The following is a 24,929-nucleotide window of genomic DNA, read 5'->3' on the forward strand; positions in this document are numbered from 1 at the left end:
AAGAGAGGAGAAGTTCCCGCTTAGGCTTCCGCGCCAGGCCTGCCTAACGCCCGGGTCGCTCTTACGTCCAAATACTCGGCCTCGACTTTCGTGCTTCCATCCGTGGCCGTGTTGTACTCAGTCCACAGCGACTCCAGCCGAGAAGCCAACTCCAATTGGCCTGGTGGTTCCAGTCGTGTGAACGCGACCTGGGTCGGCCCGAAGTACTGCCGAAAGAATCCCACTACCTCTTTGGGACTGAACGGATAATGGAAGAGTACCTTCTGCCGCGTGAGGCTCAAGTCGGAAACTCGGCCAGAGAAGCGCTGCCGCACGACCTCCTCACTTCCCCAAAGTGCGGGCGCGGGCAGCCCGGGAGGAGGCGGCACCATTTCTGCCGTCACGCGAAACGACTTGCCCACGAATCCTTCTGGAGTCCAGTTCGCCATCGCCACTTGGCCACCCGGCTTGCAAACGCGAATCAGTTCAGCGGCGACGCGCTCCGGTCGGGGCGCGAACATTGCGCCAAACATGCTGAGTACGAAGTCGAAAGACTTATCATCAAAGCGGAGTTCTTCCGCATCACCCTCCTCGAACCAGACGTTGACTCCTTCTGACGCCGCCCGCTTGCGCCCCTGGTCGAGCAAATTGGTTGCGATGTCAACCCCGGTCACGACGCCGCCTTTCCGTGCCGATGGGATGGCTGAGTTTCCGGTTCCGCAAGCCACATCCAGCACGCGAGCTCCGGGCGTAATTTTCGTTCGCCCTACGAAGTCTTCGCCGGCTTTGGCGACGTAGTTGGCAATCTGGCCAAAGTCGCCCGCCGTCCAGCTGGCCTTCATGCTGGACTTGAGCCGAGCGAAATCGATATTGCCAGCTTGCATTCAGTACCTCACTAGAAGTGAAATTATCCCACGGCAGCAACTGATGTTGCCTTCAGGGGCTTGACTTGCTTTTTGACCCATCCTTATTGCCGTCGTTAGCCTTAAACAAGGCAGCTATATTCCCAAGATTGGAACAGGGCTATAATACTCCTCCGAGATTCTCCCTAAAGAGAGTGGCTGCTGACGTGCTTAACTATTATGTGGCGGATAACCTTGAGGCTATGCGCCTTTTCTATGGGCCCAAGACAACTTCTCTGTAAGCTTCTTACCCTCACGATTTGCTCCCTTGCATTCGGCTCTCAGGCATTTGGCGGAACCGTGACCATCACCACGCCCACTAATGGGTCGACCGTCACTTCGCCTGTCCATGTGCATGCCACCTACGATGGTTCCGTTCCCGCCGCATACATGAAGATCTGGGTTGATCACGTTGCAGGCACGGTTCAACACAGCACAAATGTGTTTGATACCACCGTTACTTTGGCCAATGGTCCACACCTGATCGAGGTCCAAGCCAAGGACGGCACCAGCCTGATCGTGTACACCACCGGCTCCCACATAACTGTTACGTCCGCAGCCACGGTCACCGTGAGCCCAGCGTCCGTTAATCTCCAAACCGGTGGAACGCAGCAATTTACCGCCACGGACAGCGCCGGCCTGCCGGTTAGCTGGACGGCCACCGGGGGAACCATAACCAGCGCAGGGTTATATCAAGCAGGTTCAGTTTCAGGGACATTCAGCGTTACGGCCACCGATTCAAACAGCAACCAGGGAACGGCCACGGTTACTATTTCCCCGCCAAACACTGTCACTATTCAGACCCCAACCAATGGTTCGACCGTGACCTCGCCCGTCCATGTGCACGCGACCTACAACGGGTCGGTTGCCGCCACCTACATGAAGATTTGGGTGGACCATGTTGCGGGCACGGTTCAACACACAACAAATGTATTTGACACCAGCGTCAGCCTGACGAACGGGGCGCACCTGATCGAAGTGCAGGCCAAGGATGCGACTACCGCGAAAGTTTTTACCGGACGCACCAACATAACCGTCACTACTGCCCTGAATTACACCAGCTGGAAAAACGACAACCAGCGCACCGGACAACAGGCCAGCGAGACCGTGCTCACGCCTGGCAATGTGAATTCAACCACCTTTGGATTGAAATTCAGCGATCCCGTGGACGGTTCGGTATACAGCCAGCCGCTTTATTTGGCTAACCTGATGATCGGCAGTAGCACCCACAACGTAGTGTTCGTCGCTACCGAACATGACAGCGTGTATGCCTTTGATGCCGACATCGCGGGTGCGCCGCTGTGGCAGCAGAGTCTAATCCCGCCAGGAGCGACTACGGCCCCACAAACCCTGGTGCTCGGCTCTATCCGGCCAGAAGTCGGGATTACCGGCACACCGGTGATTGATGTCGCCGCCGGGACCCTGTACGTAGTCGCTGAAACTCTAGAGAACAGCAGCATTGTTTTCCGGTTGCATGCTTTAAGCGTTACCACCGGCGCTGAGAGGCCAGGCAGCCCAGTCATTCTTAATGCTCCGGGTTGGCAGCCGTTCCGCCAGTTGCAACGGCCCGGCCTGCTGCTCGCCAATGGCAATGTGTACATAGCCTTCGGATCGCAAAATGACACCGATCCTTATCATGGCTGGCTGTTTGCGTATAGCGCAGTATCGTTGGCGCAAATGGCGGTTTGGACTAGCACGCCGACCGGCACGGAAGGATCTATCTGGATGGCTGGCGCCGCTCCTGCCGCTGATTCCAGCGGGAACATTTATGTTTCCACTTCTAATGGAGACTGGGACGGCACGCAGAACTACTCCACCAGCTTCGTCAAGCTGAGTCCAAATTTAACCGTGCTCGATTACTTCACTCCATTTGATCAAGCCACACTCTCCAGGAAAGACTGGGACCTGGGCTCTGGTGGACTGCTGTTGGTGCCAGATCAAACCGGGGCTCATCCCCACGAAATCATCGGTTGCGGCAAGGGGCCGGATGTGTACGTAGTAGATCGCGACAAGATGGGGCACTACCAATCAACGTCCAACAGCCAGATTGTTCAAACTCTCACCAACATTGTTGGTGGCCCGGTGGGCACGCAAGCCGACAATCATTGCTTCACCAGCGCGGCTTACTGGCAAGGCAGCCTTTACTTTGTGGGCAACAATGACGTAATCAAGCAGTTCGCCCTGGATCCTGTGACCGGCAAGATGTCCGCTGCCCCAGTGTCACAAGGTACGTTCGTATTCAACTTCCCGGGGGGGCAACCGGTGGTTTCGTCCAACGGTTCGAGCAATGGAATTGCGTGGGTGGTTGACCGCCCAACTTCTAACCCGAGCCTGCATGCCTATGACGCGACCAACCTGGCCAATGAGCTGTATCGGAGTCCGGCGCTCACAGGGACACCGACCAAATGGGCGGTGCCCACTGTGATTAACGGCAAGGTGTACGTCGGCACCTCGCGCCATTTATGGGTCTTCGGGCTGAAGTAGGCTTGGTTTATTTCTGGCTGACCAGCGAACCCGCTTCCTCGATGCTGCCCTTCACCAGATCGGTTTGTATCTTCATTTTCTGACCGGGCAGTAGGTCCACGGTCGTCTCAAACGGCTGGTATCCGGGCAAAGCGATGCGTACATTGTGCTGTCCTGGTGTAAGCAGCATTGCCTTTCCGATTCCGTCGAATTCATTGACGTGGCCGGCAAACTGCTCGTCAACGAACACGGCAGCTCGATTCGGATTGGCGGCAATCTTCAACTCGGCCGTCGCCGCGCCCGTAGGCTTCCGTTCCTGCTTCATCAGCGCAACCTTCACTACGTGCAGCTCACCGGGCTCGAGCACGGCCTCTTGGACGTAGTCTTTGTACCAGGCCTGCCGCACAACAATCTCATGCGTGCCCGGGAGCAGCAGAATCTTTTTGTCTCCTTTGAGTTCTTTCACGTAACCGACGTATTGGCCATCCACCCAGACTCCGGCGTTTTTGTCTGCACCTTTGTCTGCCACAAACCGCAATTCGGACATAACCTGGTTATCGGCGTGCACCGTGCCTGCGATGCCGACCGCGCAAAATCCAGCCAACAACAAACTTAAATACTTGGACACTTCAACCTCCACTCAAATTTATTGATTGGGAAGAAATTCCCCTTTTGGGATTACCCCGATGCTAGCTAGCGAGGACTCAGGTCGCAAGCGGATTATGGCCTTAATCAGCCATATCCCCGATGTTTGAAGACCCGGTAAACCCCTGAGTTTTTCGATTAATTTCACTGCTGTTGCAAACCTCGGCAGGTTTGCAGGTTATTGCTTCACTTCCGCCACTGCGACCTTGTTCACTCCGCTACAGGCCAGGTACAACTTGCCTTCCGGCGTCGCCACCATATTTCGGACCACGCCTCCGCCGGAAGGAATTGGCGTGCTGGAGAAATGTTTCGTCGCAGGGTCGAAGCTCACTAAGGTGTTCGGCTGCACTCCAGATTCGCTGTACCAGACGGTCCCGTCCGGCGCGACCGCTATTCCATAAGGCTCTGACTCCGCGCCCGAGGGCGAGGCCCATTCTTCTACTTTCTTGGTTTTTGGGTCGAAGTGTCCTAAATACCCGCGGGCATAATCGCTGTAATAAATAGTTCCATCTTTTCCCGCTGCCAACCGGCGCGGACGCGCGCCTTGCGGCAAGCTGTACTCAGAAATTTCCATGGTTTTTGGATTGATTGAGGCCAGCTTGTTGGTCCCAAATTCGCAGAAGTAGGGCGTTCCATCCGACGTGACCACGATCCCATAAGGCACCGCATTGGGAGTTGGCACTTCTTTAAGCCTGATGTCGCCGCTGCGAGGATCAAGTTGCCCCACAAAATTGGAGCTCTGCACTGTAAACCAGAGTGTTCCCCTGTTGTCGAATACCGGCGTGTGTGGATCGCGGGCGCGCGGATCCGGCATTCGATATTCGCGAACCTCACCGGTCTTCGGATTCAGTTTTCCAATGTACCCCTTGCGGTTTCCGGTGAACCAGATGTTTCCGTCGTGATCGGCAACCAGTCCGTGCGGCCCGGAATCAGCGATCTTGAGAGCGAATTCCTTGAACTGCCCGGTGCTGGGATCGAGACGTCCCAATTTGTTTGCCAGTTGCTCCGTGAACCAGAGCGAACCATCGGGCGCGAGGGCGGGATCGTGCGGCCTGGAGTCGGGAGTAGGCACCGACCATTCGTGAATGGAAACCTGGCCGGTGGCCGCAGAAGCTGCGGCGGTAATTAGGATCAGTAACCAAAACCGAAGTGACTGCATGCGCCACCTCCAAAAAATTCAGCGCAAAGCCCACAAATTGGGCCCCTAAATTGTATAGCTAAGGGGCGGTCCCATGCGGATGCCTTGCATGCTCGGAAACAAATACTCGTCCTGCTGCCTTTGATTTAGACTCTTACGCTATGCAAATGCCAGGGCAGCCGAATATAAAACTCATCAACAGCCCAGAATACCGGGAGAGCTATGCCAACAGCGTGCAAGTGCGGGTGAATGTGTGGGACTTCTTTCTCGTCTTCGGCACGCTTCAGCAACAGACCGAGACCCAGGTCGAGGTGCGAAATTTCCAGGGTATCTATCTGAGTCCGCAGCAAGCTAAGGCGTTGCTTGCGATCCTGCAACAAAACGTCGTCAGCTACGAGAACACATTTGGCGAGATCAAGCTCGACCCGCGTATGGTCGCGAGCGGACCAGTCCACTGACGGTAACGACGGCGCTCGGAAGCCCGTGGCTAGTGGTGAAATTCACCCGGTGCTGATTTTCGCGCTGCTCTTTACCGGGCTATTCATCGCTCACGCACCCCTTTTACGGCTTCCTTATTTTTGGGACGAGGCGGGATATTTTATTCCCGCAGCGCGCGACCTGCTCCTGAGCGGCAGTCTCATCCCGCACTCTACGGTTTCTAATGCGCATCCTCCGCTGCTGATGGCTTATCTTGCAGCGTGGTGGAAGGTTTCCGGCTTCGCGCCGGCGGTCACGCGCACGGCCATGTTAATGGTCGCCGCTTTTTGTCTGCTCGGCATCTACCGCCTGGCGAAGCTTGTTTCCAACCGCGAAGTAGCCGTTGCCACGGTGCTCTGCACAGCGTCTTATCCCGTGTTCTTTGCCCAAAGCTCGCTGGCGCATTTGGATTTGGCGGCAGCAGCGCTCACCATTTGGGGGCTGGTCTCGTATCTGCAGGATCGCCGCTTTCCGACCACCGCCTGGTTTTCGCTGGCGGCCCTAACCAAGGAAACCGCGGTCCTGGCGCCCTTGGCGCTGCTCACCTACGAGTGGCTTTGTCCCTTGCGGCGCCGGGAAAGCACCCTCCAGCAGGTCTGCCTTTTTGAGCAGCGCAGCCGCCGTCGTGCCCTGGCACTAGGCGTCCCCGTTTTTGCGCTGGCGTGTTGGTTCGGCTATCACCGATGGCGTACCGGCTACGCCTTCGGCAATCCTGAATACGTTCGCTACAACCTGCAAGCCACGCTGCACCCGGCGCGCCTTCTGTTGGCTGCGATCTTCAGAGTCTGGCAGACGTTCGGCTACATGAATATGCTTTTTCTGAGCGGCGCAGCCGCGCTTGCAATGTCCTTCCCTCCTGTAATTGATTCTTCTGACGAAAGACAGCGCATTCGGCTCCCAGTGCAGCGAGCATTTGCTGCGGTGATCATCACCTATCTGCTGGCAATGTCTCTAATCGGCGGAGCAGTACTGGCGCGCTATATGCTGCCTGTCATTCCTTTGGTCATTATTGTTTGCGTCTCCACCTTGCGCCGGCGAATTCGACGCTGGCGCGCCGTTGTCGCCATAGTTGCCTTCGGATTTGTAATCGCACTGTTCGTAAATCCACCGTATGGATTTGCTCCTGAAGATAACCTCGCCTACCGCGACTACGTGCTGTTGCACAAAGAAGCCGACGGTTTCGTAGCTCAGCACTACACAAATTCCAGGGTACTGACCGCCTGGCCTGCATCCGACGAGCTCACCAAACCATATCTCGGATACGTCAAACATCCAGCGCGCGTGGTCAGTATTGATAATTTTTCGTTGCCGGAGATCTTGCGCGTGCGGGAGGCAGAATCAGGCTTCGATGTGGCACTCCTATTTTCCACCAAGTACGAACCCGCCAAACCTCTGCTCGGCGACTGGCAGGCATGGGAGAGAATCAAGACTCGTTTCTTTGGTTATCACCGCGATCTCCCACCCCAGGCCGCTGCCGAACTGCTGGGTGGAATCGTCGTCCTGGAAAAAAGACGCGGCGGCCAGTGGATAGTCTTAATTGACCTGCAGCCTGCCGTCAATGCGATAGCCAGCCCCCTTTATTAACTCTTAATGTCATTCCGGGCAACGGGAGGAATCCCTATATTCATACACACAACGCGTGGCGGGTTTGGCGTTCGTCAAACGATCTGGTAATCTCCGTTGCTCAACCCTGGAGCCATTCTGATGCAAAAGTGGAGTTCGACGGCATTCCTCGCGATTTTGTTGCTGTTTTGCGCAATCACATCAGGCGCGCAGGTTGATGACGCAACCAAGAAACTTTCCCACGACATTTTCAAAGAGCTGATCGAAATCAATACCACCGACTCGGTTGGTAGCACTACCGTGGCCGCCGAGGCCATGGCGAAGCGCCTGCGGGATGCGGGATTTCCCGCAGAGGACGTTGTAGTACTCGGCCCCAGCGATCGCAAAGGCAATATGGTCGCGCGCCTCCACGGGACCGGGGCGCATAAGCCGGTGCTGCTCATCGGGCATCTCGATGTGGTGGAAGCTCGCCGCCAGGATTGGACCACCGATCCCTTTCAATTCGTGGAGCGGGACGGCTTTTTTTACGGTCGCGGCACTGAGGACATGAAGGACGGCGATGCAATCATGGTCACCACCCTCATTCGCATGAAACAGGAGGGATACAAACCAGACCGCGACATCATCCTTGCCCTTACCGCCGACGAGGAAGGCGGAAAATCAAACGGCGTTGACTGGCTCCTTAAGAATCACCGAAATCTGATTGAGGCTGATTTCGTTCTCAACCACGACGGCTCCGGCGTCTTGACTGAAAATGGAAAGCCGCTGCTGTTCTCCGTGAATGGCAGCGAAAAACTATATGGCGATTACCAGCTCACGGTCACCAACCCCGGCGGGCACAGTTCACGCCCGGTGCCGGACAACGCCATTTACCACTTGGCGAATGCACTGGTCCGATTGGAGCATTATCAATTCCCTTTCGAACTCAATACTGTGACTCGCGCCTACTTCCAGGCCATGGCGAAGGTACAGACCGGACAGAAAGCTGCGGACATGCGCGCCATCCTGAAAACTCCTCCCGACCAGGCTGCCATTAAACGCCTCTCTGCCGATTCGCTGGAGAATGCCACCATGCGTACCACCTGTGTGGCCACTCGACTTGACGCCGGTCATGCCAACAATGCCCTGCCTCAAATGGCGCGCGCGAATGTGAACTGCCGTATCCTGCCTGGACACTCGCGCGAACAAGTACGTCAAACCCTGATTCGCGTTTTTGCCGATCCCAAGATTTCGGTTGGTTCGGTTGCCAACGACGGCACCGTCTCGGACACAGCGCCCGAAAGCACCGCACTCCCGCCTGCGCCCCTGCGTCCGGAAGTAATAAAGACGCTGGAACGGACCACAGCGGCTAAATGGCCCGGCGTTCAGGTAGTGCCCTCCATGTCCAGAGGAGCCTCCGACGGCATCTACACCAACGCGGTCGGCTTGCCCACTTATGAAGTTTCCGGCATAGCCATTGAAGCTAGCGACAGTCGTGCCCACGGAAAAGACGAACGGGTGGGGATCGAATCGTTTTACAACGGAGTGGACTTCTACTATCGCTTCTTGAAGGCGCTGACCTCGTCAGAGTGACTGGATATTAGGGTCGCACAAGATGGCAGGAGTGAGTCTTTATCACCAGCCACACTGCCTTGCCGCTCTCGAGTTGCAGTGAATCTCGCGCGCCGGGAGTGAGATGAACCTCAAAAAGCGCTCCGCAGTCCACCTGGGCGATCACCATAAAGTCTCGTTGGACCAGCGAGGTTATTTTTCCCGCGATTATGTTTCGCGCACTCAGAGACTGGGGCTGCGCTGCTGCCACAAGAATGTCGCCCGCGCGCACAGCTAACCGAAGTCGTGCGTTCACCTCCACCCGGGTAAGCGGTGCTTCCAAGTGCACCCCGGCTCCGTCGAGGGCGCAGGTCATGGTGCCCTGTCGTTCGTGTATCTCGCTCACTCTGGCGTCGAAGATGTTCTCAAAGCCGGCCAACTGAGCAACCATCTCCTGACGGGGCGTTTCCAGCACTTCATGAGGCGTCCCTTGAGAAAGCAGTTTTCCCTTTTCCATAAACAACACACGCTCGCCGAGCGCAAACACTTCTTCCCGACTGTGGGTGACGTACAAAATCGGGATACGGTGCAGATCGTTCCAGATGCGCAGGTCTTTCACGATGGACGACTTGGTGGGGGCATCGAGAGCTGCCAGGGGTTCATCAAGCAACAGCAAACAAGGCTCTATCACCAGCGCACGGGCCAAAGCCACACGCTGACGCTCGCCACCGGAAATGTCACCTGGCCGGCGGTCCAGCAGATGAGCAATGTTTAGTGTCTGCACAATCTTGTCGGCGCGCAGGCTTCTCTCGTCGGGATCAAACTTGCCCAGGCCGTACTCCACGTTTCCTCTCACCGTGAGGTGAGGAAATAACGCCAGGTCTTGAAACACATAACCAATTCGGCGTTGTGCCGGCGGAGAATTTACCTTGGGAGCGCGCCCCGGGGGTCGCTCAAAGAGTACATGCCCGGCAACCGCAATTCGACCAGTATCAGGCGTAAGCAATCCGGCTAGACAGTTCAGCAGCGTGGTCTTCCCCGAGCCAGACGCACCGAAAACAATGGTGATACCTGGGGGAACGGAAAACTGCACATCTAGATTGAAGCCCAGGTGGGAAGGATCATCGTCTTCGCTGGCGCTCAGATGCTTAAGGATGTGGGCATCCAAGCCCGTTGCCCCGACCGCGACGGTTGGCAAAATAGGACTCAGAGCTGCCCGCTGTTCTCCAGCTATTTCCACGGCCAAATCGCCCATACCCTTCGATTCAAAGCGTACACCAATGCCAGGACCACAAATGAAATAGCCAGAAGCACAAGCGCTGTCTGGTTAGCAGCGGCGTAGTTCGTGGCCTGCACCTGGTCATATATATCAATGGAGACGGTGCGGGTGACGCCCGGAATATTGCCGCCCACCATCAGCACCACGCCAAACTCTCCCATGGTGTGCGCGAATGTAAGCGCGACGCCCGTCAGCAGTCCCGAAGTGGAGAGGGGCACGATCACATTGAAGAAGGTGCGCAGTTGCGACGCTCCCAAAGTAGATGACGCTGCAATCAGTTTTCGATCCACGGTTGCGAACGAAGCCGCAAAGGGCTGCACCGCAAAAGGCAAGCTGTAAAGGATCGAGCCGACCACTAGGCCCTCAAAAGTGAAAGCCAGGGTATGACCGGTGAGCGAAGTCCACATCCTTCCAACTGGACTCCTCGAGCCTAGTGCCAGCAGGACGTAAAAACCCAGCACGGTCGGGGGCAGGACCAGGGGCAGCCCAACCACAGCCTCTACCAGAAATTTTCCACGCCAGCTTGAGTAAGTGATCCAGTACGCAATAGGCAGGCCGACCACCAACAGCACGGCTGTGACTACCAATGCCAGCCTCAGGGTCAAGGCGAACGCCTGCCAATCCATACGGAGCATTCCTCTTAGTAGAAATCAGAGTGAAAACCTGATTGTATCCGCGACCCCATGCGGACGTCACATCCGGCGCTCATGCCAGTGGCTTGGTAAATTATCAGCAGCACGGAACCCTCTTCGTTCCTGAAATAGGACGCCTTGTGATGGCGATCACACGCGAACTCACTCAATTTGCTTTGACACGCTCTCCATGCAGCCATAGTTTGTTTTTTATCTCTTCTCATCCCAGGATTGGATCATGAGGCGCAATAGCGCGCGTCATATTGCTCGCGCAGTCATGGTATTCACTTTTTTGGGATGGGCGCCGGACGCGTGGGCGCAGAGGTCCCTCCCTCCATCCGAAAAGGGCGCCCGAGACCATTTCTTACAGCGCGAGCGCTGGTTCCGCAACGGACGCACAATTCGAGGACAATCAGCGGCCGCTCTGTTGCGTCGCGCTCATCAACAGAAGATGGCGCTGCGCTCGGCGCGCGCGGTATCTGAAACATCATCCCCTGCGTGGAGACCGCTGGGACCCACAAACTTCGCTTCCCGCACCTTCGGTCCCGACCAGGACTATGGCTTCGTCAGTGGACGTGTAACCTCCATCACCATTGACCCATCCGACACAACCGGCAACACCGTTTATGCGGGCGGTGCATACGGTGGTGTTTGGAAAAGTACGAACGCCGCCAACCCAGATCCAACCACTGTCACTTGGACCGCGCTCACTGACGGTCAAGCTACCCTCGCGACAGGCGCCATCGCGCTACAGCCGAACAATAGTCAGCTGATTCTGGTTGGAACCGGTGAACCGAACGGTTCAGGCGATTCTTACTACGGGCTCGGCATTCTTCGCTCCACTAATCACGGAGGCACCTGGAGCTTGATCAGCTCGGCGGATTCCGGAGCCCACCCATTCGCCGGATTGGGTTTCAGCAAGCTCGCTTTCAGCCAGGTCAATCCGAACCTGGTAGTGGCAGCGGCCAGCAACTTCGATTTTTATCCATCACCGTTGGCGTCGGGCGCGCCCGGCCTGTACTGGTCGAATAATTCCGCTAATCCAGGGCTCACTTGGCAGATGGCCAGCGTCACCGATGCTGGTGTTCCGGTTGCCCAGCAATCAGTCTCGGATGTTACGTACAACTCCTCGAATGGCACGTTTTACGCCGCAATGACAGGACATGGCTTCTACAGTTCGACCGATGGCGCCAACTGGACTCGGCTGCCCAATCAGCCGGGGTTGGGACTGATCGCGGCGAACTGCCCGCCGGCGGCAATCGATGCTGCAACCTGTCCCATTCTGCGCGGCCAGATTGCCATCCGGCCGGGGGCCAATGAGATTTACGTGTGGTACATCTCACAAAACCCGGTAGATTTCACGTTTACCGATCAAGGCATTTACAAGAGCACGGATAGCGGGTCAACCTGGCTGCAGATTAACACCAGCTCAATTGATTTCTGTGGAGACGCGGAAGGGTGTGGCACCGCCGACCAGGGAATTTACGACTTGGAATTGGCTGCTGTTCCCTCAGGAAGCGGCACTGACCTGTACGCCGGGGCCATCAATCTCTACAAATGTTCCGTCAATCTCTCAAATCCAACCTGCTCTTCCGGATTTCTCAACCTGACTCGCGTGTACGGCTGTAGCCCCGTCGCCTGGGTTTCGCACCTTCATCCCGACCAGCACGATCTCGACTTCATGATTGTGAACGGCCACGCTTTGATGTACTTCGGCAACGATGGTGGTGTGAACCGCGCGCTTGACGGCTACAACCTGCGCTCCGGAACTTGCGCGACATCGAACCCGTTCGACAACCTGAATGCAAACTTGGGCTCGCTGAGTGACTTCGTCTCTTTTTCGCAGCATCCCACTGATCGGACCGTTCTGCTCGGCGGAACGCAGGACAACGGCTCGCCCGCAACCGCCTCCACTGTTGCTCCCGGTTGGCTCACAGTCAACGGCGGGGACGGCGGGTACAACGCCATCAATCCCGGCAATCCTACCCAATGGTTCACGTCGAATATTTTTGTGAGCATTCAAAGCTGTTTATCCGGAGTGAATTGCAGCGGCCTCGATTTTCAGACCATCGTGGACTCCAACACGCTCGAGGGAGACCAGGGAGCTTTCTATACGCCGTACATCCTCGATTCCCAGGCGAGCAATAGGATGATTGTCGGAACTTGCCGGGTGTGGAACGGCAATACCGATGGCACAGGCTTTTCTCCCAGCAGCTTCAATTTTGATACCAGCACGGCCGCTGCCTGCACCGGGTTCGAGGCCAATCTTGTCTCCGCCTTGGCCGCCGGAGGTCCAGCATCGGGCGGCAACTCTTCCGTAAACTACGCGGGCACGAGCGCCGGCCAAATTTTTGCTACCAGCGACGCAGCGGGCGGTCCGTTCACATGGGCTGACGTTACTCCGCCCGGCACTGCGGGTTTCCGCATTTCTGACGTCGCCCTCGACCCGTCCGACCTAACCGGGCAGACCGCCTACGCCACCGTGATGGGATTCGGCGTTCCCCATGTATGGAGGACCACAAACGGCGGCGCCGCCTGGACCGATTTCACCGGCGACCTGCCCGACGCGCCGGCTGATTCAGTAATTGTTGATCCGGACAATAGCAGCACCATCTACGTCGGTACTGACGTCGGCGTCTTTCAAACTACGAATGGAGGCGTCAACTGGACCGAGGTCGGGCCAACCTCGGGCACGGGGCTACTGCCCAGCGCGCCGGCGATGACTCTCAGATTCTTTGAGAGCGGCGGATTCAAGATCCTCAGAGTTGCCACCTACGGCCGGGGAATTTGGGAACTTGTTTTGGCGAGCCCGCCGCCTGATTTTCAGATTGCGGTTTCCTCACCCGTTGCGGTCTATCCAGGTCAGGCAGGATCATTCTCCGGAACCCTGACCTCTCTGATCGGCTACAACAGCCCGGTAGCGCTTAGTTGTGATGGCAGTACACAGCCGCCCAGCTGCGTTGGCCCAAGCGTAACCCCGACTTCCAGCGGAGCGCCCTTTACAGCTACGTTTGGCGGCAGCAGCATCAAGGATTTCAGCTTCAACCTCAAAGGCGTCGGTTCTGACCCTAAGCACGTCACCCACTCTGCTCCGGTGCTTCTGCATGTTGTGGATTTTGCTCTGGGGGCTCCTTCCCCTTCCGCGCTGATCGTGAACAGCGGCTCAATTTCTAATAGTGCGACAATGCAGGTCACAGCCCAGGGAGCGTTCAATGCGGCTGTCACCCTTTCTTGTGCAGGCCTGGTGCCTCCCGGCGCGAGCTGTCATTTCTTGCCCTCGGACACGGTGCAGCCCACTTCGGCTTCCCCGGTCACGGTCACGATGTGGGTCAGCACTGCCGAGGACACGCCAGCCAGTACTTCCAATTTCAATGTCGTCGCCAACTCCATCGGCGCACCGGCACCTAAGACTCAGAGTCTCTCTCTCACCGTCAAAGTGGTCCCCGATTACAAATGGCAAGTACAGTCCGCCTCGGTTTTGCCGGGGAACTCAGCAACCATGCCGCTCACTTTTCAGCCGGTAAATGGATATAAGGGGACCGTAAACATAACTTGCGATGCCAGCGCCGCGGGCGGTGCTTCCTGCAGCGTTAGTCCGACGAGTGTATCTCTCGCGCACGGCGCGGACAGCGCAACTTTAACTGTAAGCGTTCCACGCTCAGCTTTGGTGGGCAATTATCCCGTGAACGTGAGCACTCACGACGCATCCGGCATCCCCGTCCACAATTTCGCCGCTATGCTCACCGTGGATGCAGACTTTTCAGCAAGTGTTTCGAACAGTTCCGTTACTGTGTCCGCTGGACAGACAGCGGAATATCACTTGCAGCTTGTTGGCGTGGGAGGAGCCTTCAACGATCAAGTGGCATTCCTCTGTTCAGATCACGTATCCGGCAGCAACTGCTCATTTTCACCAGTGGTAATCACTCCTGGGGCCGGAGTAGCAAACGTGCTCGTGAGCGTTTCAACCATGGCACCCGTGCCAACGTTGGCCGTGTTCCACCCGCCGCAGCACCGGAACAGCATTCCGATCACCGCGCTCTGGACTCTGCCGCTTTGTGGCCTGCTAACAACCGGTTTTCTGCCTTTCTCCCGGAAAAGACGCTTGCGCTTGTATTGTGGACTGCTGATTCTATTCACCCTGTCGTTGGCTGAGATGAGTTGCGGCGGCGGCGGAAACAGCAACAGTCCACCGCCGCGCAGTGGGGGCACTCCTCCGGGCACTTACACGGTAAAGATAAGCGCTGCCTCCCCCTCCATTACGCACACCACCTCACTAACGTTGGTGGTGCAATAACGCTTGTGCCGCCTGCGAACTACAGTTGAGCGCTGCCTTCTGAACTCTCAGATGACAAGTGAACGGCAGGATCGAGGTCACGGCACGCCGGCAGGAGTTGTCCCATCGGGAGTCACATTTCCAGAATATGTGGAGGAGCTCATGCCGGAGAGCACGTAAATGTCGTGCAATTTGGGCAATCCGCTGAACTGGTTATTCTGGACGGTCACACCAGATGCTGAAACTAGCAATCCATTTCGCGCGAGTTGTTGGTCGTCCGTAATCACCGCACCCGTTAACGTGGTGTAATCGGAATAAATTGCCACCACGGCCCGGTGAACGGCACGCACGCAGCAGAACGTGCCGCCGTTAACAGTGTTGTAAAAATCGGTGTACGTGCCATCCCAAGCCGCCATCTGGCCGATTTGAGACTGGGTGTTGTACTTGGCGATGCAATTGTTGAAAGTGTTGTTCGTGTTGTGGTCTCCGAAGGTGATGATTCCATTTCCAGTGTTGTTCAGCGCAACGCAGTTGTTGAAAGTGTTGTAAGTGGACTTGTCAGTAATGCTGATGCCGTTATGACCTCCGCCACCGTTATTCGCGGTCACATACGAAAGTGTGTTGTTGCTGGAACGTAGCAACTTGAAGGGCCGTCCATTGGCTCCTCCCGCATCAACAGCAACATTCTGTACAGTGCTGAAATGCACTTGATGCAGGGCAAACCCGAAGACCGATTGACTTGAGCTATTCGTTACAGTGAGATTCTTAGCGACTGTGAAAGTCTGTCGTCTGATCATCACAGATTGCGCCCCTACCGTCCCGTTACCACACTTTATACAGACAACGTCGTGCACATGGTTCTTGTACCCCCAGTCCACCACGATGCCCCCTCCCTGAGGGCCCGTGACCGAGACATGCTCAATCACCGAGGAGACAGCGAGAGGCAAGCTGATTCCGAATGTCCCTGTCCCCACATTGGACGTGGCGTCAAATGCCAGATACGAAATAAGACTTCCAACTACCGGTTTCATGATCTTCTGGACGTAACTACCTCCAAGAACAGTGAATGGAGTTGAGAACGCGTTCTCGATGGTGGCCGTGTCGCCGCTCACACTCGTGACTTTCACTGTTTGCTGATCTGAGATTAAGGGAGATCCAGGACCGTGACTGGGAGTACCCGCATCAGAAACTAAAACGTAGCTCCCCACCCGTATGCCAAGCTTCGCCAACCCGCCACCCCCAACCGTAAATGTGTTTGCAGTAGTATCACTGGCCAAGAACTCCGGCTGGCTCAAACCGGGAGATCCACCACCCAGCTCCAACATAGTAATGTTGGCTGCCCCCGAAGCCTTTAGAGTTGCACACGAGGTGCTCGGCCCGGTTATTGTGACGTGGCTGATCCTAATGGGTAAGGGACTGGAGGTGACCAAATACGTGCCACAGGGAAAATAAAGAGTGCCGCCTGTCGGCGGAATCGCAGTTATGGCCCTATTAATCGCTGCCGTGTCATCGCCGATGCCATCGCCGATCGCACCGTAGTCTTTCACATTGATAATTACTGGAGTGGCTGGGGTCATCTGTGCAATCGCGGCCGCAAATGTTACAGCGACACACACTAATAGCAATGCACCTGCTCGATAAATCCTCACGGGAAATCCTCAACATCTCAGGGGTATAGACTCAGATGCGCAGAGTCTACGAGCGTTGTTCGCAGAGAAATGAAATTTCAGTAAAGTTATCTCTAGGGTTAAGCACGTTATCGCTAGTGTTAAGCACATTTTTTAACTCTGTGAGGGCATCCATTAATTTTTCCTCTAGGAGCTGCAATAGCGAGGGTATGCAAGTGAGCAAAACACAAACACCAACATTCCGCACCAGGCAGAACACATCAGCCATTAAGCTTCCTGCAAAACTGAGCAAAACCGAAGCAGACCTGCTGCGGCATCTGCAGAATGGCTACCAGATTGAGACCAATTCTCTGGAAACGGGGCCGCTCCTGCGCAGACTAAAAGACAACGAAGTCATCCGCACTGCATCCGCCAATCGGAACACTATAAAAGCATTGGAGGATCGTGGACTGATCGGGCCTGTGACCTCCCCCGATCTACTCACCTCAGTTTGGCGTCTGAAACAAGAAAAGAAGCAGCGTTAGTAGAACGTAGGCTGACGAGGTCGAAGTCGGATAAAGGTCACTCATTGTCATCCTCCTCCACATACTCTTCAGTCATGCCGTAGGCTTTAAGAAAGTTTTGCCATGCAGGTTCCGGGTATGACTGGGGGCGAGCACGAACCAAACAGTTGGACCACTCTTTCGCCAGCCCATATCGCTCATCTCTTGAACTAGCCGAGTCTATCTTTTCAAGGACTGACGCGCACAGCGCGGTCGGCTTCAAATCCTGGTAGTCGCTCCGTAACACGTCAGTGTTCCAGCTCTTGTAAAAATCCAATCTCGCCTGCTCCCGCCAGAGCGAAAAGTTGAGCGAGCTATTGAAGTAATCGAAAACCGGCTTAAGCTCCGGCGGATATTGCTGGTCCGCCAAGTACCGCAACGCTTCACGGCCCTTCTTCAGATTGATTTGTGCGTTGCGATAGAAGTTTTTGTCGTGCAAGTCGCGACTGCCGCATTCAAGGTATTCCGGTCTGCCAGCAATGCACAACTCTAATGCCGGAGACAAGTCAAGGTCGGTGTATTCGGAGACATGGGGAGATAGCTTTGCGAAACGGCGAACCTGGTCCTCTGAAAGTAGATTTGGATTGAACGTTAATTTCTGTTCTGCATCGCCGTATTTAATCGCCAAACTGCGCTTGGGGGATTGAGCCCAGGCGTAGACCGCAACCATTCCGGCCAGAAGGATGATCGTGCTCCGTCCAAAATTGCAGGATTTTAACGGCATAAAATTGAACCGGCGCAAACGGGAAATTTGCGCCGGTGGTTTGAATAACACTGTTGCAAGTGGTGTCTAGCGTTTCCTGGCGCAGCCCGGCAACTGGAAGCTGCCAATCCGGGTCTGCCAAGGCGCGGTATTAACGCCGATGATCCCGCTTATCTGGTAGTACTCGTTTACATACCAGAACGTGCAATCATCAGTCGGGTCCACGTTCATTGAGGTGTAATCACCCCAGCGGGAGTTAGTTGTCACCTGCACACCGGTCCCATTAATAATGGTGCCCTCGCCCAAGGTCATTTGCCCCGGAGTGTCACCAGCTAGCCGGCCAGTGTAGCGAATCCCTGGGTAAACATCGGTTCCATTAACGACGCTGTAGCCCAAGGCGATATCGCCTTTCCGATCCATGGCGACGCTGCCCATCCAGCGGTGCACGCCATCGCTGGGGGCGTAAGTACCTTGCTGGAACACGGAGAATTTGCCGTTGCGCCGCCGTATCTCGTACCAGCGCACGCCGGCGACTCCCGGACGCGCCTCCACCGACTGATTCGTGACCATCGCTTCGTAATTGCCGAAGTTCCGGTAAGCAAGTCGCCAGGTTGGACGCTGCCGGTAGGACAGGATGTCGAGGTAACGGCTTCCATCAGTGATCCCGGGTTCAGGCAAGCAGTCTCTGGCGCTCGGCGGTTGCGATCCATGCACCACACCGCAGGGGAAAATCGAGTCAAACGGCGCTACCGGAAGCTGAGCCGACAATTTCAGGGATGCGGTCGGCTGGCTGCGCCAGCGGACTGATAACTCGTAGATGTTGAGCGCGTCGAAGGTCGCCCCGTAATCGGAGTTATCGTCCTGGGTGCCGACGATGGGAGCAGAGACGCTATCATCAACGTTCTCACCGTCCATATCGGCCGGGAGCAGGCCGTCACCAATTTGTTCAAGCGGAACCACTGTGTAATCAAGGAAGAAGTGCACCGAACGGGCATTGGGGTCGCCCTTTAGCATCTTTTCTTTTTCAAGAGCATAAACGCTGATGCCATATTCGACCGTGGGGCCGAAATCACGCGAGGTCAGCAGATACGAGTTGCTCCAAACTCCGTACTTAGGATAGTCGGGGAAGAATGTCACCGATCCGGGCGCGGAGGTGATAAATGCATACCGGAAATACGCGCCGGTGGGATCTCCGGTCTGCGAAATCGCGACGCAGTTGTAGAACGGTTTGCCGTTGTAACTGCCGTCGGGATTCAATCCGCTGGTGGTGAACTGTGAGAGGAGCCAGCGGTCGGCGAAGCGATCGTAGAGAACCACTGGATCGCCCGAAGGATCAGTGCAATCGGGAACCGCAAAACCTTGCCACAGGGTGCCGGTATCGACCGGCCCTAACAAGCGATTGCCCAGTTTGTCATAGACCGCGAAGGTCAAATTGACCATCTCGACGTAATGGTTGCGGCCGACTGCGCCCACAGGATCGGGTGGGTTGACACGGAATCCGAAGATGTTGAAGTTGTCCTGGTTCGATAAGCCTTCGAAAGTTCGTATTGGCGTAAGAGCAGCTGCGGCATTAACTAGGGCGCGCCCTGTGGATGACTGAACCGCTGCGTCACCCGAAAAACCTTTATCCTTAGCTACCGGCCCGCGCTCCCGTCTCACTTCGCGCAGGGATGTGAAGGATGGAGAGAAAAGACGGGGCACTGTTGCAAGGGTGCGCATAGACGGCGAAACATCAGCCGCCACAGCTTTGGAAAATTTTGCAGCCGGAGATTTAAACCCCTTTCCACTTGAAACCTGGCCCGCCCAGGCGGGAATTGTTATGGAAAAGGCTAGCAAGAAGAGACTGGTAATTGACCGAGAAATATTCCTTTTCATAGGGAAACTTCCTCCGGAAGACTTCGCTTTGGTGGAGCGCTACATAGTACCCCGAAATCCGCTCTTGTCAAGCCTTTCGCTGCATTTGCCCATCACATCCATCGTGTCCTCGAACCGCGGCGAGCGCTCCCATGGCATCGAAGAATTCCCTTCTGTAAACAATAACAACGTGTTTTATTCAGGGAAATCCCCAGCGGAGTGAAAGCTCGTGGTCAGTTAGCGCGCCGTCCAGCCGCCGTCAATGAGAATTGTGTGCCCGGTAATCAGGGAAGCTGCGGGCGATGCCAGGAACACGACCGCACCGCTGACCTCCATTGGCTCGCCGATGCGGTGCAGTCCAGCAATGCGCTCAATGACGTCGGCGCAGAACGCGGGATCAGCTAACGCCTCGTCAGTCCCCGGGGTGCGAATAAAAGTTGGAGCCACCGCGTTCACCGTGATGTTGTACTTGCCCCACTCTACGGCCAGGCATTTGGTGAGGTGCGAAACTCCAGCCTTGGTCATGCAGTAAACCGATTCGGTGGGCAGCGCGACGAATCCCGCCTGTGAGCTTAAATTGACGATGCGCCCATGCTTTTGGCGCGCCATTACCCGCCCCGCGGCCTGGCTGGCAAAGAATGTTGCCTTCAGATTGAGGGCGACAGTTTCATCAAATTCGCGCTCGCTCACGTCTTCAGCCAGGTTGCTGACGCCACCACCAGCGTTGTTGATCAGGATATCGAGACGTCCGAAGCGCTTCACGGTGTCATCCACCGCGCGCGAGATTTGGTCGAGATGTGCGACGTCCATCTGCAAAGGGAGTGCACGGCGACCGAGTTTTTCAATTTCACGAGCAAGCCCAATTCCGGTTTTCACATCGCGGAGGCCGAGCGCCACGTCGGCGCCGGCATTCGCCAATGCCAGAGAAATGGCGTGCCCGAGGCCACGAGCCGCGCCCGTGACCAGTGCCACCTGGCCATTGAGGTCAAAGTTGGGAAAGCCGTTCATGCGCGCGGGTTGAAAACTCAACATCCTACGCGGAATTGAAAGGTCTGGCCAATGCGGCAGGTGGAAAAACTAGAGTGGATTGTGACGACTAAGTCAGCGAACGGATGCGCGTGGCATATTCGCTGTTCAGCAAGCTGCGGCGCGGCTTGCTTTGCACTTGCGCAAGGGCGGCGGCCAAACCTCTAAACGAGCGGGCTACTTCGGGAGTCTTCTGCAGCGCAATTGGGCTGCCTTTATCAATGGAAGTGCCGACCGTCAGATACTGGCTGGGAATCTTCCACAGGATTTTAGCGTCGGTGGCCGCTTCGGCATCGGCATCGCTGAACTCCGGGGTCTTGCGAAAACGATTGAGCACCAGGCGCACCTTGTCGCGCACAGGCCCATCGCCCAGATAACTCTGCACCCGGGCTGCGTTCCAGAGCAGGGCGATCATGTCAGTTTCAGCCACCATCACAATGCTGTCGGAAATATTGCACACCATGCGTACCAGGGGATCCAACCGGGAGGAGGCGTCCACAACAACATAACGAAATTGTCCAAGCAGCATGTCGAAAAGGCGCTCCACATCTTCCTCGCTCACCTTTACGGGAGTAGGTATTTCAGGGCCGGCGAGCAGCTGGATGCCACAAGGACACCTGGTCATGAAACCATCGAGCAGCGAATTGTCGAGACGCTGCGCGTTACCGAGAGCGTCAACCACGCCGAAATTGGGTCTTACGTTCAAGTGCAGGGCGGTGTGCCCGATCTGAGCCAGATCCACTAATACCGCGCTGCCATGCGACTCATTCAGAGCGACCGCCACATTGACCGCAATGGTGGTGGCTCCGCATCCACCTTTAGCATTGATCACTGTGATGAGCTTTCCGCGGCTGCCATCGTCGGAGCTCTTGCGCCGGCTCGCAGTCAAGCGCGAGAAGGCGTCCAAAAGGCTGCTGGTGCTGGGCGGCCGATCCAGAAACTCGCACGCGCCCGCCCGCATGGCATCCACGATCACCTGGCGCTTGGTCATGTCGCCCACGGCGAAGATGGAGGTGTGCGGAAACTGGGCATGCAGAGTCTCAATCGCGCTGAGAGCAGGAGCCGCGCTTCGCGGCGGAATATCGACTAAGAGAATCTGCGGGTGCGCTTCCTTAATCTTTGGGATCAGAGAATCAGGGGTGGAGTGGAATTCCTTCATCACGGTGCGGCCCGCCGTAGTGGCATCGACCAGAGCCTGCAACAGGTCGAGTTGATCACCCTCTGCTGCCACGATGCCGACCGTGACCGTGCTCATGATGCCGCCCTCCCCACTGACAACTGTCCACCTAAATGCTAGAAGCCGGAGCGAGTTGCTCCAAGGTGACGGAAGTCGCAGACCTGCCGTTTTAAGACGCGTATTCGCCGAAAAGCCTGGAAAAAGTGGAGGCTGAGTCCCGGTTCAGTGCACCAGGGGAGGAATGTCCAACTCTTCAATCAGCCGGTGAATTGAGGAGCGCGCAATTTTCAGGAAGCGCGCCGCCTGTACCTTATTATTGCCACACTCAGCCAGAGTGCGCAGGATGAGTCGCCGCTTAAAATTACGTACCTCTTCGTCGAACGAATTGTCGGAATCCTCGAGGCTCCAGGCCGCAAACTGCGAGGGCAGGTGTTCGATTTCGATCTGCGGGCCGTCACAAATGACTATGGCGCGCTCGATCACATTCTGCAGTTCGCGCACGTTACCGGGCCAGTCATATTCTTCCAAAGCGCATAGGGCAGCGGCGGAAATCCGCTGCACCGGCCGCTGGTGGTGCTCACGGAAAGTTTGCAAGAAAGTGTGCGCCAGCAGGGCGACATCATCACGGCGGTCGCGCAGTGGCGGGAGTTCTATTTCGACAGTGTTCAGCCGGTAATAAAGATCGAGACGGAAGCCCCCCTGTTTAGCCAACTCCTGCAGGTTGCGGTGGGTGGCGCAGATGACGCGGGCTTCCATACTACGCGGCTCATTGCTGCCCAGCCGCTCCAAGGTACGTTCTTGCAGCACCCGCAACAGCTTGACCTGAAGCGCGGGAGCGAGATCGCCAACCTCATCCAGAAAAATTGTGCCACGCTGGGCCGCCTCAAAGCGTCCTACGCGCAGCCCGGTGGCGCCGGTGAATGCGCCCTTTTCGTGGCCGAAGAGCTCGGCCTCAATCAAGCTCTCCGGTAACGACGAGCAGGCGACCGCGACAAATGGCTGGTCGGCACGCGGGCTGGCACGATGGATCGCCTGCGCCAGGAGTTCCTTGCCAGTGCCGCTTTCCCCTGTGATCAGCACAGTAGCATCGGTGGAAGCCACTTTGCTTGCCAGGGCAAACACGGCGCGCATGGTTTCATCAGTACCCACTATGGCTGCAAAGCGGCTCATGTCCGGCGCGCTGGCACGCAGGCGCGCCAGTTCGCGTTGCGCTTCCTGATATTGCCACGCACGGCGAAGCACCAGGCGCAGTTCTTCCATGGAGCCGTTCTCCACAAAGTGGTCGTAGGCTCCACTAGTCATGGCGGTGCGCATTACTTCACGGTTGTCGGTGGAAAGAAAAGCCACTACCGGCACACCCGCAGGATTGCGGACCAACGTCTGCAGGGCCCTTACCTGCGACGGAAATTGCGGATCGTCGGCGGCAGGCAGACTGCTGATAATCACATCGCTGGATGCAAGGCGCGAATGGTCTTCCAGGGAGGCAGGAGAGAGCGAAAAGTCCGCTCCCAGCTTTTCCTCCAAAATTGCGAAGAACTCCCGCCGGTCGTCAACGAAGTGGCATTTCAAGCTGACAGCTCCTCGCCTCTAGAGAAGGCCTGCTAGTGGTACATATCAAGCCTATCCGGGCTGCCACCTGATCTGAAGGTTACGAAAGTGACCGTGGGCGCCCTTTGCCGGCCATGGTTCAGGTTGGCGAATGCACGATGTGCGCGATGCCAGGTTGGACCGTTGTTAAACATGGAGCCGACGATCGGACTTGAACCGATGACCTGTCGATTACGAATCGACTGCTCTACCAACTGAGCTACGTCGGCCTCTCTTTGGACTCCCTTGAGTTTACTGCACTTGCGGGACTTGCTGGACTTGCTGGACGCAGGCTGCAATAGCCTCTCCATTTTAACCTAGCCTCAGCGAGTGCTGGCCTGATGACGCGACGTGCAAGGTTGTCCAGGTGGGGCGGATTTCCTTCCTCGCCCCGAAGAATCCAACCGTCTTGAGGATTGCCCTCAGCTTGCCGAAGATCAGCCAATTGAGTACGAGCTAGACGAGGACGAGCCGAGAAATGATGTCGCCAAACAGTTCATGCTTCAGAGTATCCACATGCGAGTTCCAGTCCAGGTTGTGCCGGGATACGACGAGAAACACGCTGCTGGTGCGGTACATGCCGCTGCTGTGTTTAAATCGGCTGAGGTATTGGCGCGTGGGCTGGCACTGGTACTGGAACGGGCCGGGGCTGCTTGAATACTGTCCGATTAACTAGCTAGTCGTGTCGCTGCTTTCTCCAGGGCTGGTAGGGCAACCTGCTGGCCCTTTCCGTAATTTTAGATTTGCTCGTAGTGATTGGGTTTATCTACGGTATCATCCACGAGGGTTTTTGGTTCCTGCTCCGCGTGCTCTTTGCTCCCGGAGTTCTGAGAATTCAAATTGTCCTGTTGGCAAACTAAAGGCCCATGCCATCTCCCCGGAGTGTTCACATAATAACCCTCGTGTGGTTCTTTGGATGGGGATTCCTGCTGCTGAAATTCCCCGCCCAGTGTGGTCGCATTGGGTCATGGGGCAAGACTCCGAATGCTAAGCAAGTGAAGCGAGTCGTGTTCGTCGGATACGTGGCCTTGTCTTTCGGCTGCTTGTTTCTCCTTGAGCTTGCGTTTGGAGTGGTTCACTGGCCGAACTGATCTTTGGGGGGTTTCACTGAACAATCCTGCCCCGAGCAGCCCTCCAGGATGCCTTTGCCAGCGGTTACCACTTAAAGACCGCGAAGCTCGCTAACAATCAGCTTGGTCACGGCAATAGCCGTGCAAACCAGGACGCCAAACTTAATGAGATATTCGTGCCAGTGGGCCACGGAACCTAGCCCTCCTCTATTGAGGCCCATTAGAGCAGAGAACTTGCAAGTAACGTAGGTATCAGAAGGACATGCCCCTTTGGTAACAGTGTTCTTGAAAATTCCTTGGACAGCAACTAGGCTCTTGGCCTTGGACACGCGACGCCACTCCAACCAAGTGCGCTCTTCAAGTAAATCATCGAGACTTCCCAAGCATTAATACAACGCCGGAGAATGTCCGCCTAATTCGACCCAAGAACAAGCACTGAAGACTGGGGTGGAACGTACCGT

18 protein-coding genes and 1 tRNA gene are annotated in these 24,929 nt (G+C 56.3%); 7 read left to right on the plus strand and 12 right to left on the minus strand.

The genetic code is table 11. The annotated features are described in order from the left end of the window. Positions 1-20: 20 nt before the first annotated feature. Complete coding sequence (locus tag VFA76_11435) at positions 21-863, minus strand: class I SAM-dependent methyltransferase (GenBank protein HZR32448.1); 843 nt, start codon at positions 861-863, stop codon at positions 21-23. Positions 864-1,181: 318 nt separating this feature from the next. Between VFA76_11435 and VFA76_11440 the strand changes: the two genes are divergently transcribed. Further along, positions 1,182-3,365 carry a hypothetical protein gene (locus VFA76_11440; protein ID HZR32449.1) on the plus strand — a complete coding sequence of 728 codons (2,184 nt, stop codon included), beginning with the start codon at positions 1,182-1,184 and terminating at the stop codon, positions 3,363-3,365. A 7-nt stretch (positions 3,366-3,372) separates the two neighbouring features. On the opposite strand, the gene VFA76_11445 is transcribed toward VFA76_11440, so the two are convergent. Beyond that, positions 3,373-3,972 carry a PEGA domain-containing protein gene (locus VFA76_11445; protein HZR32450.1) on the minus strand — a complete coding sequence of 200 codons (600 nt, stop codon included), beginning with the start codon at positions 3,970-3,972 and terminating at the stop codon, positions 3,373-3,375. Positions 3,973-4,167: 195 nt separating this feature from the next. Further along, positions 4,168-5,148: a hypothetical protein gene (locus tag VFA76_11450; protein HZR32451.1), complete on the minus strand. Its 981-nt coding sequence runs from the start codon at positions 5,146-5,148 to the stop codon at positions 4,168-4,170. Between the two features lie 146 nt (positions 5,149-5,294). On the opposite strand from VFA76_11450, the gene VFA76_11455 reads away from it, so the two are divergent. The 3 genes from VFA76_11455 to VFA76_11465 all read left to right on the plus strand — a co-directional run bounded on the left by VFA76_11455 (position 5,295) and on the right by VFA76_11465 (position 8,739). Further along, positions 5,295-5,585, plus strand: a complete 291-nt coding sequence (locus VFA76_11455) for a DUF3467 domain-containing protein (GenBank protein ID HZR32452.1) — start codon at positions 5,295-5,297, stop codon at positions 5,583-5,585. Positions 5,586-5,610: 25 nt separating this feature from the next. Continuing rightward, positions 5,611-7,188 (plus strand): glycosyltransferase family 39 protein, encoded by a 1,578-nt coding sequence (locus tag VFA76_11460; GenBank protein ID HZR32453.1) that lies wholly within the window; start codon positions 5,611-5,613, stop codon positions 7,186-7,188. A 120-nt stretch (positions 7,189-7,308) separates the two neighbouring features. Beyond that, positions 7,309-8,739 (plus strand): M20/M25/M40 family metallo-hydrolase, encoded by a 1,431-nt coding sequence (locus tag VFA76_11465; GenBank protein ID HZR32454.1) that lies wholly within the window; start codon positions 7,309-7,311, stop codon positions 8,737-8,739. 7 nt (positions 8,740-8,746) lie between these two features. Here VFA76_11465 and modC read toward each other — a convergent pair whose 3' ends face one another. Together modC and modB are read right to left on the minus strand one after the other, a co-directional pair. Continuing rightward, a complete protein-coding gene (gene modC / locus VFA76_11470; protein HZR32455.1) occupies positions 8,747-9,952 on the minus strand; it encodes a molybdenum ABC transporter ATP-binding protein in 1,206 nt (401 codons plus the stop codon). After that, positions 9,928-10,611, minus strand: a complete 684-nt coding sequence (gene modB / locus VFA76_11475) for a molybdate ABC transporter permease subunit (GenBank protein HZR32456.1) — start codon at positions 10,609-10,611, stop codon at positions 9,928-9,930. Before modB ends, modC begins: the two co-directional genes overlap by 25 nt. Positions 10,612-10,846: 235 nt before the next feature. On the opposite strand from modB, the gene VFA76_11480 reads away from it, so the two are divergent. Continuing rightward, on the plus strand, positions 10,847-14,902 hold the full coding sequence (locus VFA76_11480) for a hypothetical protein (GenBank protein ID HZR32457.1): 4,056 nt from the start codon (positions 10,847-10,849) through the stop codon (positions 14,900-14,902). A gap of 77 nt (positions 14,903-14,979) precedes the next feature. Here VFA76_11480 and VFA76_11485 read toward each other — a convergent pair whose 3' ends face one another. Next, entirely contained in the window at positions 14,980-16,530 is a 1,551-nt protein-coding gene (locus tag VFA76_11485; protein ID HZR32458.1) for a glycosyl hydrolase family 28-related protein, read from the minus strand. Positions 16,531-16,724: 194 nt separating this feature from the next. Between VFA76_11485 and VFA76_11490 the strand changes: the two genes are divergently transcribed. Further along, positions 16,725-17,033, plus strand: a complete 309-nt coding sequence (locus VFA76_11490) for a hypothetical protein (protein ID HZR32459.1) — start codon at positions 16,725-16,727, stop codon at positions 17,031-17,033. A 37-nt stretch (positions 17,034-17,070) separates the two neighbouring features. Here VFA76_11490 and VFA76_11495 read toward each other — a convergent pair whose 3' ends face one another. From VFA76_11495 to VFA76_11520, 6 genes are all read right to left on the minus strand, one after another. Continuing rightward, positions 17,071-17,775 (minus strand): hypothetical protein, encoded by a 705-nt coding sequence (locus VFA76_11495; GenBank protein HZR32460.1) that lies wholly within the window; start codon positions 17,773-17,775, stop codon positions 17,071-17,073. A gap of 66 nt (positions 17,776-17,841) precedes the next feature. Then, positions 17,842-19,413, minus strand: a complete 1,572-nt coding sequence (locus VFA76_11500) for a hypothetical protein (GenBank protein ID HZR32461.1) — start codon at positions 19,411-19,413, stop codon at positions 17,842-17,844. A 432-nt stretch (positions 19,414-19,845) separates the two neighbouring features. Continuing rightward, entirely contained in the window at positions 19,846-20,616 is a 771-nt protein-coding gene (locus VFA76_11505; protein HZR32462.1) for an SDR family oxidoreductase, read from the minus strand. 88 nt (positions 20,617-20,704) lie between these two features. Further along, on the minus strand, positions 20,705-21,889 hold the full coding sequence (locus VFA76_11510) for an AAA family ATPase (protein ID HZR32463.1): 1,185 nt from the start codon (positions 21,887-21,889) through the stop codon (positions 20,705-20,707). Positions 21,890-22,033: 144 nt separating this feature from the next. After that, positions 22,034-23,380 (minus strand): sigma-54 dependent transcriptional regulator, encoded by a 1,347-nt coding sequence (locus VFA76_11515; protein HZR32464.1) that lies wholly within the window; start codon positions 23,378-23,380, stop codon positions 22,034-22,036. Between the two features lie 172 nt (positions 23,381-23,552). Next, positions 23,553-23,628, minus strand: a tRNA-Thr gene (locus tag VFA76_11520). Between the two features lie 121 nt (positions 23,629-23,749). On the opposite strand from VFA76_11520, the gene VFA76_11525 reads away from it, so the two are divergent. After that, the gene (locus VFA76_11525) at positions 23,750-24,055 is read left to right on the plus strand and encodes a hypothetical protein (GenBank protein HZR32465.1); all 306 of its coding nucleotides are present in this window, start codon (positions 23,750-23,752) and stop codon (positions 24,053-24,055) included. Positions 24,056-24,929 lie beyond the last annotated feature (874 nt).

Source organism: Terriglobales bacterium, assembly GCA_035651655.1.
In the GTDB taxonomy this organism is placed as follows: Bacteria; Acidobacteriota; Terriglobia; order Terriglobales; family Acidobacteriaceae; genus DASRFG01.